At 55.3% G+C, this 20,381-nt stretch carries 10 protein-coding genes; all 10 read left to right on the top strand.

Annotated elements, in window-relative coordinates:
• Window positions 1-408 precede the first annotated feature (408 nt).
• The 10 genes from EPL00_RS21790 to EPL00_RS21745 all read left to right on the top strand — a co-directional run bounded on the left by EPL00_RS21790 (window position 409) and on the right by EPL00_RS21745 (window position 20,133).
• Window positions 409-1,212 (top strand): hypothetical protein, encoded by an 804-nt coding sequence (locus tag EPL00_RS21790; protein ID WP_135855304.1) that lies wholly within the window; start codon window positions 409-411, stop codon window positions 1,210-1,212.
• A 668-nt stretch (window positions 1,213-1,880) separates the two neighbouring features.
• On the top strand, window positions 1,881-2,678 hold the full coding sequence (locus tag EPL00_RS21785; protein ID WP_135855303.1) for a hypothetical protein: 798 nt from the start codon (window positions 1,881-1,883) through the stop codon (window positions 2,676-2,678).
• A gap of 1 nt (window position 2,679) precedes the next feature.
• Window positions 2,680-4,527, top strand: coding sequence for a hypothetical protein (locus tag EPL00_RS21780; protein WP_135855302.1), 1,848 nt, complete (start codon window positions 2,680-2,682; stop codon window positions 4,525-4,527).
• A 498-nt stretch (window positions 4,528-5,025) separates the two neighbouring features.
• The gene (locus tag EPL00_RS21775; protein WP_162224306.1) at window positions 5,026-8,166 is read left to right on the top strand and encodes a carboxypeptidase-like regulatory domain-containing protein; all 3,141 of its coding nucleotides are present in this window, start codon (window positions 5,026-5,028) and stop codon (window positions 8,164-8,166) included.
• A gap of 435 nt (window positions 8,167-8,601) precedes the next feature.
• Entirely contained in the window at window positions 8,602-8,904 is a 303-nt protein-coding gene (locus EPL00_RS21770; protein WP_135855299.1) for a hypothetical protein, read from the top strand.
• Between the two features lie 50 nt (window positions 8,905-8,954).
• On the top strand, window positions 8,955-9,314 hold the full coding sequence (locus EPL00_RS21765; RefSeq protein ID WP_135855298.1) for a hypothetical protein: 360 nt from the start codon (window positions 8,955-8,957) through the stop codon (window positions 9,312-9,314).
• A gap of 2,011 nt (window positions 9,315-11,325) precedes the next feature.
• The gene (locus EPL00_RS21760; protein ID WP_135855297.1) at window positions 11,326-12,411 is read left to right on the top strand and encodes a hypothetical protein; all 1,086 of its coding nucleotides are present in this window, start codon (window positions 11,326-11,328) and stop codon (window positions 12,409-12,411) included.
• Complete coding sequence (locus EPL00_RS21755; RefSeq protein WP_135855296.1) at window positions 12,404-14,992, top strand: VirB4 family type IV secretion system protein; 2,589 nt, start codon at window positions 12,404-12,406, stop codon at window positions 14,990-14,992. The genes EPL00_RS21760 and EPL00_RS21755 overlap by 8 nt, the downstream gene beginning before the upstream one ends.
• A 338-nt stretch (window positions 14,993-15,330) precedes the next feature.
• Complete coding sequence (locus EPL00_RS21750) at window positions 15,331-16,245, top strand: hypothetical protein (RefSeq protein WP_162224305.1); 915 nt, start codon at window positions 15,331-15,333, stop codon at window positions 16,243-16,245.
• A 6-nt stretch (window positions 16,246-16,251) separates the two neighbouring features.
• Window positions 16,252-20,133, top strand: coding sequence for a type IV secretory system conjugative DNA transfer family protein (locus EPL00_RS21745; protein WP_135855294.1), 3,882 nt, complete (start codon window positions 16,252-16,254; stop codon window positions 20,131-20,133).
• The last annotated feature ends 248 nt before the right edge of the window (window positions 20,134-20,381 follow it).

Here is a 20,381-nt window from a genome sequence, read left to right as displayed (position 1 = left end):
CCACGCACGAAAATCCAAGCAACTCCTTGATGTATGCCACGCTAACCAATGAAAGATGGTTTTCGTCCAGCTGCATTGGTTAGCGTAGTATAGGACCAACGCGACACCCAAGATAACACTGCATCTTGGAGGTGACTTGGTACTAACTAATGATGTCCTTAGCTACTCACCTCCCGGCTAGCGTCACGGATACGCTGACAGAACTGGCAGGGCGCGTACCGCTGTTGCTGGGCTTCGGCACGGGAACGTTGTCTGGACTCTCTCCCATCTGATATTACTATGAATATAAAAATAAAATTTATTATAATTACTTATAATTATATCTAAGAATGATAACTCTCACAGTATAATTGTTAATATCATTAATATGCAAAAAGATATTTTATACTCTAACAACTATTGATTTTTGTGACTCAGAAGCAGAATCGTCTGGTCTCCAGAAGAACCACTCTCAAATCGCTCGGCGCGTCGGTCGGTGCAACAGGCATTCTCGGTTCGGCAGGTAGTGTGAGTGCCGACGACCGGCAACACGTAAAACCCTCCCCTGATGCCTCGGCAGAAACGATAACCTTCGAAGAATTCGAAGATTCCGTTTCTATCGGAAGAAGCACCCGAAACCGTGTCTTGTCCCAGTACGTAAGTTTCGACGCGTATCAGAACGACGGTGACAGAGAGTGGCGGATTAGCGTCGAGACCGACCTGAGTGGCGTGATGGCATACGACGATGGTAGCGCGTCCAAGAACTTCGTAGGAGCAGACATCGAGGTTGACTACCCCGACAAAGCGGAAGATGACGCTCAGTTCCGAGACGACAGTGACTGGGTCGGTCGCTGGGGGACGTACGAAGAGCGAAATAACAACGAAGCACTGGACTTCCTGTCGGATACCGGAAAGCAAGTCGCGGGCTTAGCTATCGACGCCGCCGATAGCACGATTGGAACCGCGTACAACGTGGTGATGGATGTTGGCGAGTTCGTTACAGGACTAGTCGGTTTGACGAAGGACGGCTCGATGAGGACGTTCGAGTGGGATGGTTTCGGCGGTTCGGACCCGACCGGAATTGCCGAGTTCTCCGTCTACGCCCGCTTCGAGATCGTTATGAATCCCGGCCAAAAGTACGACATCGATATCACGGGGACTGGCCTGACGAACACCACGTTCTCGAACCCCCGCACGGTACAGAAGTTCACGCTAGAAGCACCTGACGAGTAAGGCTCGCCGTCGCGTTGAATCGGCTCCAACACCAACAATCGCTTTTCCCTACGTTTAGAGTCGGACTACTTTTCGTGGTCCTCTCGTGGTCACGCACGCTCAGAAATCGACGCCGAGAATTGCACACATCACGCGGTGTCCACGTTTGCAAAACACCTTGCGCTCGAGCGCGACCGCGCTCGCGTATCTGGTTCGAGCGCCGGGTCGCATGGCTACTAACCAATGACGCCGTCTACCGAATAGAACTCATTGGTTAGCCGCAGGCCGCATTTTGCCTCTCACTGCTTGAACACCCGCGTGCCTGTCTCGGAGCGAGAAAAGCGGATTGCACCACCAACTCTACTAACCAATGAGTCCTTGTCTGAAAACCGCTTCATTGGTTAGTAGGGCGCGCACCGTTTCCACCGAGGTCGGATACCGACGACGACTTCGGCCGCCCCGAGAGTGAGCATCTCGATGCCCCTTCGCTCCGGCAGGTCCGTGAGGATCTGCTCGACGGATACGGTCTCAACGTCGGCGAACACCAGCTAGCGACACCGCCAACAGACAATGTCCCCGTTCGTCCCACTAGTTGAACCGTGCGTAGACTAGACGGGTTCCTTCCTGATAGTTAACTTCAGTTAATTAAGTATTAAAAGGTTGAATAAAGGATACACAATCAGGCACAAATGAATCGACGTACGCTGCTCCAAGTCGCTGGTACCACCTCGCTTACTGCTCTTGCAGGATGTGCCGGAATGCTTTCCAACACAGAATCAGGTTCAACCACCACTACGACACAGACGCAAGGTGCTATCGAGAAGGCGTCAATCGATAGAACGAAACTCGTCGTCTCGCTGTCCCCAGAAGCAGACGTCGAGAAGGTGAACGTCATCGGGCCGGACGGTTCACCATCGCTCGGGTCGCAATCGATTCCGACCGGGTCAACCAAAGCGTCGTTCAACATCTTGCAGTCGGTCCCCCGTGGCACCCATCGAGTAGTCGCCATCTCATCCGACAACGTCATCGGTGAAGCCTCGGTAGACCTCCAACCGAACGTAGAAATCGACCGAGTAGCGACATGGTTTCAGACCGATGATGTGGAGTGGCCGCTCGGAGCAAAACACTATCAGGCCTATCTAGAAATCTCTAACACGGGAACGGTTCCCCAACAGATAACCTTCGTCACGATGCCGGGGGTGCCGAATCCATGGTCAAAGGAGTCCACCTCACTGTTCTCTGGCCTCCAGACACTTCAAGATGAACAACTGGAGAATGTCACAATCCGGCCTGGAGAAACTAAGCAACTCTTGACCCAAAACGGACCATTCCTCTTCGGTTCCGAATTTACATGCGGTGAGTCTACAGAACTGTCCGTCATTTTGTCAACAAAAATCGGTGAAAATATCGAAAACAAATATCGTCTTGTAACAGAAGACTCAGATGATCCGCAGAAAGCCTGTCAGAAATACCTGAAACCTCAGTAAAATGGCTAACTTAGTCGCCGATTTCATAAAAGCACTTCTTGGAATATTCAAAAAGCTCTTACCGGGCTTCATTGACGGCCTCGAAGGTATTATCCAAACTGGGCTTGAGATTATCCTATACACACCTGTTCCAAAACGGTGTGTCAAAGGAGCGAGTCAGTCGTATCCGAACTGTCCAACGACCGTTGCACTCGTCCAGAAGCCAGCAAATCCGCCGTGGCCGAGCGTGTTTAAGACTGCGTGGTCGGAGGTTATGCCAACCGCAGTTACCATTCTGTTCGTTCTCTATCTCGTGATTCGCGTTCTCGAGGCTGTTCCCGGCATCTCACAAAAGAAAACCCGTCAGGCCCAGACTAGCATCTTCGGAGCGCTCGTCACACTTCCGTTCTCGTGGTCGTTTGGCGCAGGCGTCCTCGTTTTCTTCTCCGGACTGACGAAAGCACTTGCGCCGACTCCCGATGAACTCCTTCCTATCGTTACGACACAACTCACTGCACTTCTCACTGCGGCGGCAACCCCCGGTGGAAACTTTCTGGCACTCGGAGTCAGCGGTCTCGATGGCGCTCTCCTTATCGGTGCCGTGTTAGCGTATCTCTTCAGAATTCTCTTCTTGATATTCGTAATGCAGTACATCCACCTGCTGGCTGTCATCTACCTACTTGACGTTCCGGTCCTGAACGGAATCACCACAAAAATCTTTGAGATCTTTATCGCTTTATCATTCCTTCCAATATTGGTCGCTGGCATGTTCGACTTCGCAACAACCGTTTTCTCGTCGGAAAGTCTTCCTTTTCTCCCAGACCTCGGCGGATTCGCTCAAGCTACTATCTCGATGGTGCTACCAGCCGCTTCGCTCGGCCTCTACCATCTCGCGCTCAAGGGGGCGATGCTGTCCGGGATGTCCAAAACACTCGGGAAAGTCGAATCAGCGGCGAGTGGAACGGCTGTTGGTGACCTCGGCGAAGCGTCCAGCGACGAGTACGGTGGACTCGTCGAGGAGAAGACTGCCCAGCTAGAGAATCGCGTCCAACAGGGTTCAAAGCCTCTCGCAAACATGACGAAGCGCGCAGGATTACATTATGCCTCTGGAGCTACGACATGGGCAAAGAATCCGAAGAAGGTACCTCGCATGATGAAGGGAGAACACCAAAGCGCTCGTGAAGTGGCCCCTTCCTCAACTCCCCATTTATCCAAAGCCAAGCAGGCAGCACAAGCAACAAAAAACAAGCTATCTGCTTACAAGAATGTCCCAGAGTCCGCGTCGAAGGCAGTATCACGGGGAGAAACAGAAGGTCGAGAAGGCCGCGACCGTGGGAACGTTGGTTCGATGGGAAAGAAAAGACCGGATACTGACACGGCTGCGTATCAATTTGGGGAGTGGGATAACTGGTTTGAACGCAAGTTAGTCCAAGATGAGAACACCGGCAAGTCAATTGCACGGACGATGGGGTCAGTTCGGGAATCCGGTAGGTCGATAGAGGAGATCGCCGAGGAGTCTCAGATGCCAAGCGGTGGAGTTGACGCAGAAGAGAGAAATTCGATTGAAGGAGTAGAACCGGGTTCGGTAGACCCCGGAACGGTAAACTCGGGACCGATAGACCCGGAATCAGTAGAGCAAGGCGAGGAGCCGTTTGATCGGATGATTGATGAAAGTGATCTCTCGATTGAAGGTGCGCAGATTCTCATGGAGAACATACAGGATGAATACGGCGAGGATGTGATGAAAGAGAAGATGGACGAAATGTCCTATGTTCAGCTTGCACGGGAATCCGGGCGTGAACAAGCAGAAGTGTCTCTTGATCCGAGTCAAGTCGAGGATATAATATCGCCTCCCGATTGGCGGATGTGATATGCTATTGATTCACTCTCGTTTGGCTAACCAATGGATGTTCTCGATCTACCGGCTCATTGGTTAGCTGTTCTGAGATAGCCCGACGGGAACGTGGTTAGTTAAATATCCCTAATAAATGGTTAAAAAGACTGATTGGAATACTTTTATTGAAGTAATCCGTCCGACAATCAACCTCTCTTAAAACACACTCGAACCATGACAACCGACCGTTCAGACCTTCGCTGTCCGAATTGCCAAGGCCCACTCGCACCGCTATCCCGACTTGCCAGCCAGTACGATGACCACGAGCATGAACTCATTTACGCGAGTCGGTGTCCAAATGGCGGTTGTTCCACCGAGCAGGTGCCACCCAATAAAATTCGCCGCCAGCTCGAATCGGCTACCAGCGACGATTCCGGGCTACTCGAACTACTCTCAGGGGCCGTTACTACGGCCCGCAGGTCGTTCCGCTTCGATTTCGATGTCTCTCTTGAGCCCGACCGCTCTACACTTCTGATGGCAGCGTTCATCGGATTAGTGACTATCGCAGGCCTCCTCGCGTTCTCCGGTCTTCTCACTATACCATTCGGGAATAGTTCGTCAGGCACCGCGGCAGCATACGCGAATCTCACGGAGGTTTCTGACCCCACACTTAATATTTATAACGAGACGAGAAACTGGACGATCTACGAGTACAACAGTCAATTCGTCGTAACCGGTAAAATTGATGGAGAAATAGTCTACTTGGAACCGAACGGAAATGTTACTCAGGTGCCGTATTTCTACGATCTACGGCCAAACGTTCGGAACTCAGTTCTCGCGTGGAGTTCGAAACACGACCAGAACCAAACGCGGTATCCAGAACCAGAGGCTCCTTCCGGAAGCGAACTTGAGAGCAGGTGGTCGACTAACTGGTCCGTCTTCGAGCATAACGGAAGCTATGTGGTTGGTGGCAAAATCAACGGGAGTGTCGTCTATCTCTATCCGAACGCGACGTATGGCGACGACCCCTTCTTCTACGAGAACAAATCTCACGCAGAAGGCGCGATTATCATCTGGGAGTCGTACGACGACCAATTCCCCGGCAGTCTCCCGAGCGTCGACCCCATTCCGGTCGAGGAGGTTCAATCCGACTTAGAGGACTGGGACCCAGATGGAAGTGATTCGGAACCAGACGAGTACCACTGGGATGGAATCGAACATCCGGATCTAGATGAAACAGACGACCGAACTGAGTCAAATGACGTTACCAATCGAACCGGCTCTACCCAGAATGAACTGCATCTTCTCCGGGGCACTGTTTACGACTCGAACGACACCGCGCTTAGTGGAGCGACAGTCCATCTCTCCTCGTCCTCTCGGACGATCACCACTAACTCCTCGGGAGCATACGAGTTTAGGAATATTTCCGCTGGTAAACACAGAATCTACGTCGAACCTCCGAACGACAGAAAACTGGCAGTTTCAGACGACGTTCGGTTCCGGATGTTCGAGAACGGGTCGGTAGCCATACTTGGCAATCCGAACGCTATCTACTTCGAAACTCAAGATGGAACAATCACTGACAACGAACTGGAACTGGTCGTTCCCTCGAAACAGCCGATTCGAGTAGAGGGTCAAGGAACGGATATTCGTTCAACGATACAATTCGAGCAACCGCGGAACGCAGATAATCTGACTGTGAGATTGAGAGGAGTGAATACCTTGAGTAGACAGATCACTACGATTCGAGGCACCGAGAATAGTACTCGGTTTTCGATTGACGGGACTCAGCGCCCGACAAATCAACGGGTGCGGTTGTGGGGAGTCCCAACATCTGAAAACGTCTCGCAGTCTGGCACCTACCGTGGAAATTCCCCGAATCTCGGCGTTCGAGGGAATCTCCAGCCACGGAACCTTGAGATAGACCTGGCTTCGACTCTATCAAGAACGGAGGTAACTGACAACGGGAAATTCAAAACGAGTACTATACCCACAGAACTCAATCTCTACAATCTGCCCCGTACACATGGTTGGGAAAATGAACACGATGAAGGTAAAATCACCGTGCCTAGAAGTGGGACGTACAAAATAGCGGCAGATTGGAAAATGTATAATCCATACTATTCACGGTCCTTCAGTGGTTCTGTCGCATTGGAAGTATGCAAGAAGAATGGCGGGTGCAGTACCGTCGAAAGTATAAATAAAAACAACATTGGCGGGTACAAGCAACGCTGGGGGAACAGACGAGGGGGTACACTTGAAGCTACTGTCACCGTTGAGAAAGGAGACGAGCTAGTGTTTTCTGCCGACGGATTTGGAAATAACTATGTGGAATTCACCGACAGTAGGGTCGGAACCTATCAGGGGAGTACTTCGTCAAAGAAGTCCGTGACTATCGATGGGAATCTTTCCCCGACTGATGTAGAAATGACGTTAACAGGGCGAAATAGTGTAGAAACTGCTTACAAAACACCGGGGCCTGGCTCAAGTGGAGACGTGTGGGAAGGCGGATATCAAACAACGGAAAAGACGCTGTTCAAAGCGCCGGAAGACGGGTATTATCACCTCAATATCCCGTGGTTCATTCGAGCGTATACCATGGGAACGTGGGGGGACGATATTGGGGGGTACGCTTCAATAGACATCAGCATAGCAGGTGAGACTGTAGTCAGTAAAGACGTGTATACGATGGCTGGAGAGGAGGAATCCCGAGAAGGGACAATCACTAAACGAGTGTACTTGGAACAAGGTGAGTCAATCGACGTCGAAACGAAAGCGAGAGACGCTGGATACGCCAACGTGTATAGTTCTGATGAAGGAGTGGTGACGAAAGCTGATACGGGCCGTGTAACGGTCTCGGTAAACGGTGAGACAAAACGAACATCGTCGCTCTCGGCAGGAGAAACAGAATCGATTTCGCTTCCCTTAGAGTCCGGTCAGAACACGATTTCGGTTTCGACATCTGGTGGGAGTGCTGTCAAATACAGTCTCAGTCGGACTGAGCGCACGGGAACCCGTAGTCCCATAGTCAAACTTGGAGGGAACAAAATCTGTTCGTTCAACGGGGTTCTCAAGGAGACAAAAACGTGTGATATTCCGGCTCATGAAGTCTCGAAAGCTGGAATAGAATCTCTCGAATTGAAGACTGAAAGCGGGCCTGTGAACTACACGTTCACGTACGAGGCTCGAGCCGTCCCCGAAGAAGCGACGGTCCAAATCAATGGGCAGGCGTACACCTACCCAGACGAGTTCGAGACCTCGCAAGAGAACACTGGACTCTCGGCTCCGTCAGGTCTCAATATTTCGGAGTTGTCGCTTGGAGCAAACGAGTTGGAAATACTCACAGAACCTGTCGATGGAGTCACGACCAAGGCTGCTGCTTCGGTGAGCTATGACGGCGAGCGGTCCCAGACCTACGAACCGAAAATCGTCGTCAGGAATGCGAACGACGAACGGTATTCCAAAAGAATACCCATGTCGAAACTCGTTGACGGCCAGCTGTACGGAAATGTGACCACGGAGTTACCGGCAGAGTGGTTCACCGAAGGCGAAAACATAATTCGCGTGAAGACAGCCGACTCCTCGCAGGTCTACGCATTCGTCGAGGGAAGTGGGTTGACCTACCAGTACAGCACTTTCGAACAGGTGGCCAGAACCAACACCACTTCGAGTTAAGTATCGTAACAATGCAATACTCCGAAGAAACCGAAGTTCGTTCTACGGAAGATGGGATAGAGCGGTCGGAGTTGGGAGTGTCCAGACCCGTTCGTGATGGTCGAGACGATGTGGATGTCGCGGTAGACCTTCTGATTGAGATATACGGCGTCTACGCGAGCTACGTCACTGCACCGGGTCCGTGTCCGATGTGTAGTTCGAATCCGGACGGTCGGTGTCCGATGTTGGCGATGATGGACGAGATTCGAGAGTTCATCAGTGATCGCCAGCCGAATCGTCTTCCCGAACTCGTTGAGTGACGCCTCTCCCGCGAGTCTACTAATTCTAGTTAATAAAATTCCCTAATAAAAGTATTTGTCGTAAATAAGACTATTTGGAGTTGGGTAGACTGCTGAATACCAATGTCAAACCACATTGTTCAACAGGAGAAGCATTATGGGTAAAGTAACACGAACGAACGGCGTCGACCCGTACCAAGACGTATTTCTGCGACTGACCGACCGCGTCAATGGTGCAGGTCTTCTCCGCGATGCCATCGACCGCGAAATCCGACGGAGCGGCTACTCTCCGCGGGAAGTCAAGCAACACTACGAAGCCATCGAGGAGAGCGACCAAGTAACGGTCGACGAGATCCTCGACCGCGCCCACAGCCTTACAGAATTCTGCCAGTTCAGTCCTCGATCTGGCCAACATGACAAGCCGAACGAACCAAACACCCAGCAAGAATCCAAAACATGACAGAAACTTCATCCACATCGGAAATGACACGGAGTACAAGCCGACCACTGGTGAAAAGCCTCAAACTGTACGGGAAGCTACTTGTGTTCCTCTTTCTCTTCGTCGGTCCAGCAGCAGCAGGAAACGACAAGTCGTTCCTCTGTAAGGTTGGCATTTTCAAGAACTCGGTCAACCTCATGATTCGGGGGTTGGTCGTCGGCTTCTCACCAATCGCTGTCATCGCTATTCTGGGTGATCGCGTCATCAGCTCACTCCCCATCGGAAAGAAACGCAAGAAGAAATTCAAGCAGTGGCGCGGGGAAGCCCTGATTTCGGCCGCGAGTATCTGTATCGGTCTACCTATTGGTGTAACGTACGCCAAGCAGGCAGGCTTCCCGCTTGCAAAGTGTATCAATTTCATCCCGTGGTAATTCGGGTGGAATTGCTGGGGGTCAATAGCTGTCCTGTTTAGCAACCCAATTTCCGGATTTTCGTACGATGAGACAAACCCCTACTATCAACATAGATACGGACACTTCGCGCCAGCTTGTAGTCCTAATCGCCATCGCTGCCACCTTACTCGCGAGCGGTCACATCGTCACTGCAGACCAACCTTCCAATGGAGGAGGCCACGGAATTTCACCGAACGAGACTGCAAAGCTCTGGGCGATGGACGACGACGAGTACATCAACCAATCTCAGTATCGAAATCTGACAGGGGAAAACCGGACTGCGATGGAGGCTCTCCTAAACGGGACTGACTATATTTGGACGTCCCCACCCGAGCTTCCGAGCCAGTGGAACCGGCGGGACTGGGCTGCGTACGCTCGGAACTTCTCGACGACCCGTACCCGGTCAGTGCATCCGGAAGACGCTACCCTCCGCCAGAGTTCTCGGGGATGGATACAGGACGCTCACGCGACGCTCTACCGGATTCAGCCATCGACCCGGCTCTATCAGACTCCAAATCAGACGGTCCACTACATCGCACCTGACGGACGAGTGCGTGGTCTCGTCGATTATCGCGTGCAGATGCCCGCGGACGATACGGACGGCTCGGACGGCAGGAAGGTCCTTTGGACGCTCCGCCACCACGAGATCAAGTCAGCCTGCGTTGTTCAAGGTCCGAGCGCTCCTCGGCAAGCGGGCGGTTGTCAGCGGTCAGGACCTCGTATTGGAACGGCTAATGATCCGGGACATGCAGTGAATATGTCGTATTCAGCCCGGACCCAAACTACCTCGGGGACGCCGATCTCACTCGTTGCCGAAGTCGAAGTTGTAGTGAACAAGACCGTTCTCACGAAGCATACGGAATCCGAGGAGGAATGCCGGAAAATCGATACGGGTGATGGTATTAAGACGGTTTGTGAAACGGTCACGGAGACGTGGTGGTCGTCGGAATCGACTTCGGTTACGGACAGTGTGATAGTCTCGGACCAAGTGTCTGCAACCGTCTACCAGTTACGGACGGCCCTGCGAACCGCCGAATTTCCGGATGGCGACCGCGGCGTGATTATTCAGTCGTCAGACCGGTGGAACGGTATCGAGTTCGGTTCACGGGCTTCAATTCATACTCAGTGGCGGTTCTTCTCGATGCGTGATTCCGACTGGGACCGACTAGGTACCTCGACGCGGAACGAGACTTCGTGGCGTGCGTCGCCGACGCTACCAGCTCAAGTACGGGCGTTCCCGAGTCGGTTCGGTCTGACGACGACTACCAGCCGTGGGACGAATCTCTACGAGGTATCGGCATTTGACAGTTCTCGATATTCGAGTCCTGCTTCGTCACTTCCCGAGAACGTGTCCGTACCGGTGACGAGTAAGCCGTATAATTCGACGAGGACTATCGCTGTACGATACTCGAATCTCAGTCAATCCGCATCTGCAACGGGCGTAGTCCAAGGAGTCGAGGCTGATATTACACAGTCGGGGGGCCCGGTTGAAGTCCGGAAGGCAAATCTCACTCTCTCAGTGACCGATTGGAATTCGACGTATGCGAATGTTCGTGTGACGCTCCGAGAGAACCGGACTGGCGACCCGATCAACACGACCGGCCGAGGTGGATTCGTACGTCTTCGGGGAGCTCAAATTGAGACGAACAAGTCCGGTGAGGCGATTGTGACGGTACAGAACTCAGGACTGGTGACTGCGAAATATGAGCCTGCGTCGTGGTGGGCCGAGGACGTGGCTTATCTGTCTGATCGAGCGCGCGTTCTTCCTCGGTCCGGAATCTTCGGCGCTGTTGGCTTGGGACGAGTTCTCAGTACTATTCTTGCTCTCGTCGTGCCGTTGTTGCTCGTGTTGTATTTTTTGAATCGGGTGCCGGGGGCTGAGACGTGGCCGCCATGGCGGTTGCTACGATGATAGGGTAGATAGTTAATTTTACCTAATTAAATTACATAGACTAGGAGTATAGATGAATAATCGAGAAGAGATTCAATTATGTCCACCCGAGAAGAATTAGGACAGGTTACAGTCCCAACGTTCCGCCAGCCATCTGTCGTCCCAATTATCGAAATCAACACTCACGACTTCTACACGGTCCTCCTGCCCGGAGGCATCGGCTTACTTTGCTGGCTCTTCCTCGATATGGGCTACCTCGGTCTTAGCCTCCCAATTGCCTCTCTAGGCCTCGGAAGCCTCTATGTCGTCGCCGCTCCGAGCTACTTGACCGCAGTCCAGTGGACGAAAACACTCCTTCACTACGCCAAATCCCCGACCCACTACGACAGCATCGAGGAAGCCGCGGTCGACGCCGACCACAGCGCGTTCGACACTACAGAGTCAACTCAAGATTTAACTGGTGTAGCGCGGTTCTATCCCCGCGACCACGTTCTTGAGCTAGAAGACGGCTCACTCGTCGCGTTCGTCGAACTTGACCCTCCCCACCGTGATTTCGCCGAGTTCGACGACTGGTACCAGACGATGGTTTCCATCGCGACATGGTTCAACAACCGCATCGACTTCGACTACGACATCCACGTTACCAACCAACCGTTCCCAATCGAGCAACATCTCCAACATTTAGACGACCGACTTGACGACTCCGATGTCCTTGGGAACCCCCACCTGCGAGCGTTGCTCGAGGAGCGACTATCCGAACGCCCAACGCAGTTCGAGGCCGCCGGAACACAGATCTCGCATTTCTATCTCATCGTTCCACTGGAGGAGACCGAAGTCACCACCTCGTCAGCGACCGACCAGACCGCTCTCGAAAAGCTCGCCCGTATCAACAAAATCGGTGTCGTGTTCGAGGTCATCCAGTACTACGTCGCGGGACAAGGAGATCTCTCGGACAACCAGCGGCGGTCAGAGATGCTTCGCAAGCTGAATCGCCGCCTCGAACAGGTTCTCAGTCTCAACCGGGAACTCGAAGAGTACGACTTTGCCCAACTCTCGACCGCGGAAGCGTTCGGCCTACAGCGTGGGTTCTGGCGGCCGAGTGAGGTCGATGCCGCGAACGATGCAGTCCAGCCTCGCAACGAACCGGCGAGCGACGGTATCCGCATGGAGGACTCCGATGCTTAGGCTTGCCCTTGTTATATCACTTCCAGCAGATGTGTGGACTCGACTGTTCGGGTGGCTTCCCCAGACTCAGTCGGTCTGCAAGTCCGCGACATGCCCAGTCCCGCTTAGTGGTCTCGGCTTCTACCTCCTCGTGGCGACGAGCATTTTCGCGGTCTACCTCTACAGTCGGTCCAACGACTCCACGTCCGGAGACACAGCGGAGTCTACCGATGAAGGAGTAGCCGACCCCTCTCAGTCGAAGACCACCGCCAGCCAATCGGCTACTGGTTCGATAGCAGCGACTGAGGGTGTGCCACGGCAGGTCAGTCAGTTCGAAGACGAGACTATAGAGACAGCTCCGGAAGGCGGCTTGCCCGCGCCCGATGATCCGGGCGACGAGGTTGACCGTCTCCATCAGCAGGCAGTCGCGCCTATCGACATCGACGAGTCATACCGGTCGGTCCGAACTGGCGACACCTACAGGCGCGTATTTTTCGCCGAACCAAACGATTTCAGTGATGTTATCGCTCCGGGGGCGCTTCAGAACGTCTTCCAGAATCCCGACCTCAAGTTCGATCTGACGCTTCAAGTCCGGCCGAAAGACCGTCGTGAGGCGAAGGGTGACGCGAAGATGCGGAAAGAAGGGTTGGAAGCCGTTCAGAGTGGCGTGTTCGATAGTGACGAGGACGAGGAGGCGACGAAGGAGACCTCCGAGGAGATCGGGAAGCTTCGCGCCTATCGTGACGCTATCAGTAGTGGTGAACGTCCAGCGGAAATCTCGCTCTGGGTGGCCGCACGAGGCGAGGACGAGGAGGAACTGTCACGGCAGGCTGATGAACTGAAAGATACGTTCTGGCGGGAACCCGCGGATATCGGCCTCGAAACCGCGGTCGGGAGACAGGAGCAGGCGTTGCAAGCACTTGCACCGGACGGCCGCAACCCCCTCGACTTCCATGATCGATTCAGCACGCAAGTCCTCGGACGAGGTGTCGGGGCACTATTCGCCTCGCTCTCTCGGAGTACTCTGATCGAGGAGAATGGGATCGAATGGGGGTCACACGCGTTCAACAATAGCCCGATTATCAAGCATCCGTTTGAGAGTGAGACGAATTACAACCATACGTGGATGGGCGATTCCGGTGCGGGCAAGAGCCTGAATACGAAACTGAACGCGCTCCGGACGCGCGAGGCCACCGAAGACACGATGCTCATCTTTCTGGACCCGCTCGAAGGGTTGACCGGGCTTGCGAAAGCACTCGGGGCGAAGTGGATTACAGTCGGTGGCAGTCGTGGCCTAAACCCGCTGGAGATTCGCCAGCCGCCAGACCACAAACAGGACCGAGTAACGGGTGAAGACAAGGACCCGCTCTCAGCGAAGATTGACGAAGTAATGGGGATGTTCGACACGTACGCGAACATCGAGAACGTCGAGCTTGACGATGAACGGTTCTTCCTCCAAGACGCAGTTCGGACAGCCTACGAGCGGAAGGGAATCACGAGCGACCCGGCTACCCATCATCGTGAGAGTCCGACGCTTCAGACCGTCTTCGAGGTCCTCGACGATATGGAGCAGAATCCGGGTGAGTACGCCGTGATGGCGAAAGACGCGGACAGAGACGATGTTGAGGAGGCCGCTCGGGACCTCGCAACGTTCCTCCGACCGTTCCGGGAAGGTGGCCAGTACGAGAACCTTGCTCAGTCCTCGGAGTTCGACCTTCAGAACGAGGATATCATCTATCTTGATTTGAGCCAGCAGGAACAGGCTGGCGGCACCTCGCTCATGATGCAGTTGCTGTTCTCGATGGTGTACGAACGCGCGAAGGAGACGCCGAAAAACGTCATCTTCGTGATTGACGAAGCCCAGAAGATTATGAAGAACAGCACGAGTCTCGCGTGGCTCGGCCAGCGGATTCGGCACGCTCGTCACTTCGACACGAGCGTCCGGTTCGTGACGCAAGACGTCAACGACTTCTTCCAGCACCCTCACTCCGAGGCCATCATCAACAACTCGGCGTTCACGGTCCTCCATAGAATTTCGGAGATTGACGAGTGGGCCGACCAACTCGGGTTGAACGACCAGATGGTCCAGTTCGTGAAGAATGCCAACACGGGCGACGGCGGGTACTCGAACGCACTCTACCAGTTCAACGACCGGTGGGTCCCGGCCAGAATCGAACCGCTCAAAGGCGAACTCGCAGTGGCTGACTTCGACACCGACGAAGACTCACTTGACGACCTGCCTGGCGGACGGGAAGCCCGGCAGTCCGCGTTCGCCAAGAAACTCCAGCAGAGGCTTCGCGAAGGCGACCACGAGGCCACCCACATCGTGGACGAAGGTGAGCCGTTGTCCGGCGATTTCCCCGGCGCAGACGGCCATCTGACCGACGATCAAGAAGCACTCCTCAACCTGCTGTCGGTCGAGGAAGCCTACGGAGTGTTGGAGCGTGCTGAAGACGCGGACCAACATCCCGACGAGATAATCGCGAACGCGGTGGTCGAGAAGCTCCGCGAGATGGACCGCGTTCTCGATTTCGACATTGAGGTTGACCCAGCGGACGTGCAGCGGACCTTCGGCACCCGCACCGAGGAGTCAACCGCGTAGCGCCCGGACGATTTCGGCTATGCGTCTGCTCCGGGTTGGCAGTTTCTCGGTTCGATTCCGGGACCGGAGCCTCACACATGAATTCCAGCGATATCACGACCCGAATAAAAGACGCCGTATGGGACCGCATTACTGGCGAGTCCTTCGAGACGACCGTCGTGGACGCCGACCTCGCAGATACGATTCAGGCCCGGCAACCTAACATCCCGCTGACGAAGATAGCGCCCCGTCCCGAGAACGATGGAATCGATGCGGCCCGTGAACTCGTCAATACGCTCTACACGGTCAGGACCGGCCAACTCGACTACCGTAACGAGTCGCCGGTCCAATCGTTTGAGGTGTGGTACGACGAGTCGAAAGTCAAGTTCCTGTTCAAGCCCGCCAACGAAGTTCTTCGCGAGCGCTTCGAGAAACAGGTACTGGACAAGCATCCCGGTAGCAAAATCGAAAATTACCACACGCGGTTTCCCAAGGTCGAAGAAGGTGATTTCGTTGCGGGGGCGACGATGGACCTCCGGAAGATGTTCTACTTTCCGATCAAGACGCCCGTAGAGGGTGTCGAGACGTTCGAGGAAGACCCCTACGGCCCATTAACAAGCGAGATGGTCGTCCAAGAGGAGCGGACGAGCGACGGCCAGCAGGTCGCCAGCGACGACTGCCGGATGCTGGTGCAGGTAGTGTTCAAGCCAGCGAAGCGGACGTGGAGTCAGAAACTCCCGTTCGGAGTCGACGTCGAGGACCGCGGTATGGAACTGAAGGACGGCCGACTGAAGGACAGCCTCAGTCGTCAAGTCGCAGGCGAGGTCGAAGTGAAGGACGCTTCGCGGAAGATGAAGAAAGCGGGCGAGCAGATTGCGAAACAGCGCGGACAACCCGGCTTCTACACTCGGATTCGTGTCCTTGCACTTTCGCCGTATCGGGAGATTGCCGAGCGCCACGCCCGCGGTGTCGCGGAAGTATTCGAGACATACTACAACGCGGTGACCGAACAGGGACTCGTCAGTCATCCCCTCCCAGAAGATCAGCTCCGTGAGACGGTCGAGAAAGCGGCGAGTCGGACACTCTCACTCAGCCTTCGCGAGAAGTTCGCTACGTCCGGAAAGACGATCCTCACACCGCCGGAGTTGGCAGGTATCGCTCATATCCCGAGTGATGATATTGCGACACCGAATGTCGATTGGACCTATACCGAATCGAGTCCAGGTGTTCCCGCAGACGCACCGCAGTTCGACGACCAGACCAACACGGAGTGAATTCCCATGATCGACTTCTCCACGATACTGCAAGACGACGACACTCCCGAGGAAAACGCCACAGAACAGTCCGAGGAGTCTCCGGAGGTCCCGCTCAGTGATGACCAGCTGGCGGACGTGTTCGACGAGGTGGCGAACGACGCCGACCGCCGCGACCTCACTCCCGGCCAGATAGCCGACCTCGAAACGGCGCTGGATGAGGTTGAACAGTACATTCCCCGGACTGACGACCGGCATCTATTGAACACGAGTCGGTCGCCGGAGGACGGGCAGGCCGAGCAGATTGCTCGGTTACGGGAGTTCGCCGCCCGAATTCGCACCAGTACGATCCACGACACGAACCACCTCTTGGAGATTCAGAACGCGGTTGCCGACATCGAACAAGTGCTGGATAGCGAGGAGGGCAATGAGTGGCCGTACGCGTTCGAGGAACTGAAGGTGGAGGAGTTTAAGGGGAAGAACGTCATCGCGAACGGCGTCCGATATGACGCCATCGACGAGGACGAAGACGACGAAGATGCGGACGGGGCCGTGACGATTGGGGGGTATGACCCTGCGGTTTCCGGTGTATTCGACGACCCACCACAGCTCGATATCGACGTAGAAGACCTCCAAGAGGAAGGCGGAATTGAAAAGCAACTGAACGGAGAGAGTGAAGCCTATGCAGGGCCGCGGGCCCGTGAGATGATTGAAACGTCACGCGAGAATCCCGAGCAACCACTCTGGATTGGGGAAGGGACGCGGAACGGCCGGGATGCAGGTATCGAGAAGGACATCCTATTCCGCCATCAGGGTATCTTCGGCGTCACAGGATATGGGAAATCGACGCTGATCAAGAACGAATTCCAGCAGCTGGTTAACGCGGGCTATGGGGCGTGTTTCATTGACCCGAAGGGCGACGACAGCGAGGAGTTGATGGAGATCATCCCCGAGCATCGGACGGACGACGTAATCTGGATCGAACCGGGCTCCTCACGGGAGTACGTCTCGGGATTCAATTTTCTGGAACTCGGTCTGGACCCCGACGACCCGGCATACGAGACAGCGGCAGAGAACTTGGTGGACGACCTCGTGTCGATGTTCGGATCCGGCGATTACGCCCGGATGAAGCGTGTCTCACAGTCACTCATCCGGGCGATGAATCGGTCAGAACACGATTTCAACATCATCGACATGTACTACATCCTCGCAGACCAAGAGAGCCGCCAGCACTTCGCGGACCTCATGGCCGAGGAAGGGATCGATTTCGTCGACGTATATCTTCAAGAGATCGCGGACATGGACGACGAAAAGCTGGAACCCTTGTTGGGGCGGCTTCAGCAGTGGGTCGAGAACCCGATTGCCCGGCGACTGATTGCGTTCCGCGACTCCGATATCAACATCCCGCAGGCTATCGAAGAAGACAAAATCATTATCGTGCGGATGGGGTCGGAGTCCGAGGAATTGAAGGGCATGATCGGGATGGCGGTCTTGCGACGGATCTGGGCGACGGTTCGCTCTCGAGCCGACATGGCCGAGCAGGAGCGTGACCCCTTCTACCTGTTCGTGGACGAGTTCGACAACGTTGCTAACGAAGACGGGACTATCGAGAAGATGCTGTCAGAGGCACGGTCCTACCGGCTCTCAATTACGTTCTGTACCCAGTATCCGTCGATGCTTCCCGAGGATGTAACCAAGGCGATGTTCGTGAACTCGGACTCGCTGATCTCGTTCAACCCCGGTCACATCGAGGAAGCGCAAGCAATCGCCGAAAACCTCAACGTGGATTCACAGACCCTACTCGGCACGCCGAATTATAAGGTCTGGATGCAGCTCACGCTGGAGAACAACGAACTCTCTCCGGCGTTCCAAGTCTACACGTTCCCGCCGTACCCTCCGGTTCGATCCCGAGAGCAGGCGATGAATCTCGTCGGAGAATCACTCCGGCGGTACGGCCACCGCCGGAAGACCAACCAAGAGGTGAAAGACGAGTTGATGTACCAGTTCGGGACCGGGGTTCTCGAACGGCAGGGGGTTGCGGGCAACGAGACGACGACCGGCAGTATTGCGCCTGAATCGGACGGTGGCGCTTCGATTGACGAGCGAGATACGTTATTCCGGTCGGTGTACGCGGTCCAAATCAAGCAGGACGCGAAAGGCGAGTTCGTGCCGGTGGACGCAGTGAAAGACGAGTGGGAGCGTCGGGCGGGCGACCTCGGCTACCAGAGTCAGGTTGCGAACATCATCGAACAGGTGCCCGAAAAACTGCTTGAACGCGAGCGCCACGAGGACGGCCTGAATCTCCGCGTAACCCCGGATGGTCTTGAGGAGGCCGGACTCACGCAGGATACCGGGAGCAGCGGGAGTGGCGGTGGGAACGACCACCGCTGGGTACTCACGAAGGCGTACGAGTCGTTCACGAAACTCGGAATGCACTGTACCCTGCCAACGCAGGAGGGCGACGAACAGCCCGACGGAGTCGCTGACTTGCCGCCAGCACTGGACCCGAACCCACGCACAGGCGACACGTATCAGGACCAGCGCGAGCGCGAACGCCGACTACGCGAGGAAGAACCCCATCTGTGGGAGTTGACGAAAGGCCAGCACGTTTCTATCGAGGCCGAAACCACCACGATGGACAAGCCCAAGCAGACGCTTCATAACCTCCGGAAGGCTGTCGAAGCGGGCCGTCTGTGCGTGTTCGCCCTGAAGGAAGGGAGCGACAGGGGCGATATCGCGTACTGGGCGCGCCGCGGTGAACAGATCATCTACGGTGAGAATCCCGATGGCACGCTCGACTACAGCGAGCTGACCTTCGTCTCGGATGTCGATGCCCGCGACAATCGGACGTTCTTCAACACTGCTGCCTTTCTCTCGGTCGAGGGTGAGACGGCGGTCCGGCCGAAGACTGACGCCGAACAGGAGGGCCGGACGCGGGCCGCGACGTGGCAAGAGCGCGACGGCGGGGTCGTCCTCGAAGACCACGAGGGAGAAGTACAGGCCGAACTCTCGTCGGTCGAAGCCGTTGATAACCCGGAAAAGGCGGACGTGGCGGCCTACTACGAGGAGGATGACGGTGAGTACGTCGTGCGTTCCGGGAGTGAGAAGTACACGTATGGGTCTCGCGACGAGATGAAGGCGGAGTGGGCGTTCATCTACCGGCCGTTCATCCCCGAAGTCGAGTTCGACCGGCTGCCCGAACTGGAGGACTTCGAGTTCGTAATCTTCCCGAACGACGACAACGACCAGTACGATGAACCCGTGATGTACGAGCGGGGCGACCTTCGACCGCTGTTCCCCGATGATTTCGACGCCGACATTCTCGGGGATGGAGATGCTGATTGGGAGAATCCGGCCTCGGACGAGCGTGACGACCGACGTGGCCAACAGGAAAACGCCGAACGAGACGACCTCGTGGATATCGAGTGTTCGGAGTGCGGCGAAGCGGGCGGGGACAACTGGGAAGACGATCCGAGGACCGGGAATCTCCAGTGCGTCTCCTGCGGGTATATGCCGCGGGCTTCGGTCCGGGACCGCCTTCGAGCCGCGATGAACACCCCCTCGGAGGATGTACCCTCGGCGACCCCCGACGCCGCCGAAGCCGAAGGTGGCGAAGGCGGTCGAGAGGATGCGGACGAGAGTGAGACGACCAGCGAGACGGCTGATCGGCCCGAGGTTGAGTGTTGTGAGTCACCGTCGTTGGCCGCCCAGAAAGACGGCGAGACTCAGACGGGCTGGGTCTGTAGTTCGTGCTTTACGGAGTTCTCGCCAGATGGAGAGCCGATTCAATCGACCGATGATGAAGAGGGACATGAGGCTCCCGTTGAGCCGCTGGAGAAAGAGGGGGAAAAAGAAGCGGAGAGTGAGTCGTCGGACGACGTGGACGAAGTGCTGAAAGAGTGGACGTAGACGGTTCATGCAACCCCAGTTCGTTTTGATGTACGGTATCGGTGCTACAGTATCGGTAGTCCCCCGACTGTATTGCTACCTCCAGCAGTGGCAGAGAAGGTGGCTTCATCAACAGGCTCTCGCGGCGTATCGGTACGTATCACCACCGCAAACGCTCGTGCTTGTGACTCTCCTTTTCGCATTTGGGAGGATGGTCTTCGCGCTTCCAGCTCCGGAGATACTACAGCAGTCTCCCGCGGACCCTATGA

This window comes from Halorussus salinus (assembly GCF_004765815.2).
Classification (GTDB): domain Archaea; phylum Halobacteriota; class Halobacteria; order Halobacteriales; family Haladaptataceae; genus Halorussus; species Halorussus salinus.
The sequence above is the reverse complement of the archived record's forward strand: the minus strand, read 5'-3'. Positions and strand labels throughout refer to the sequence as shown.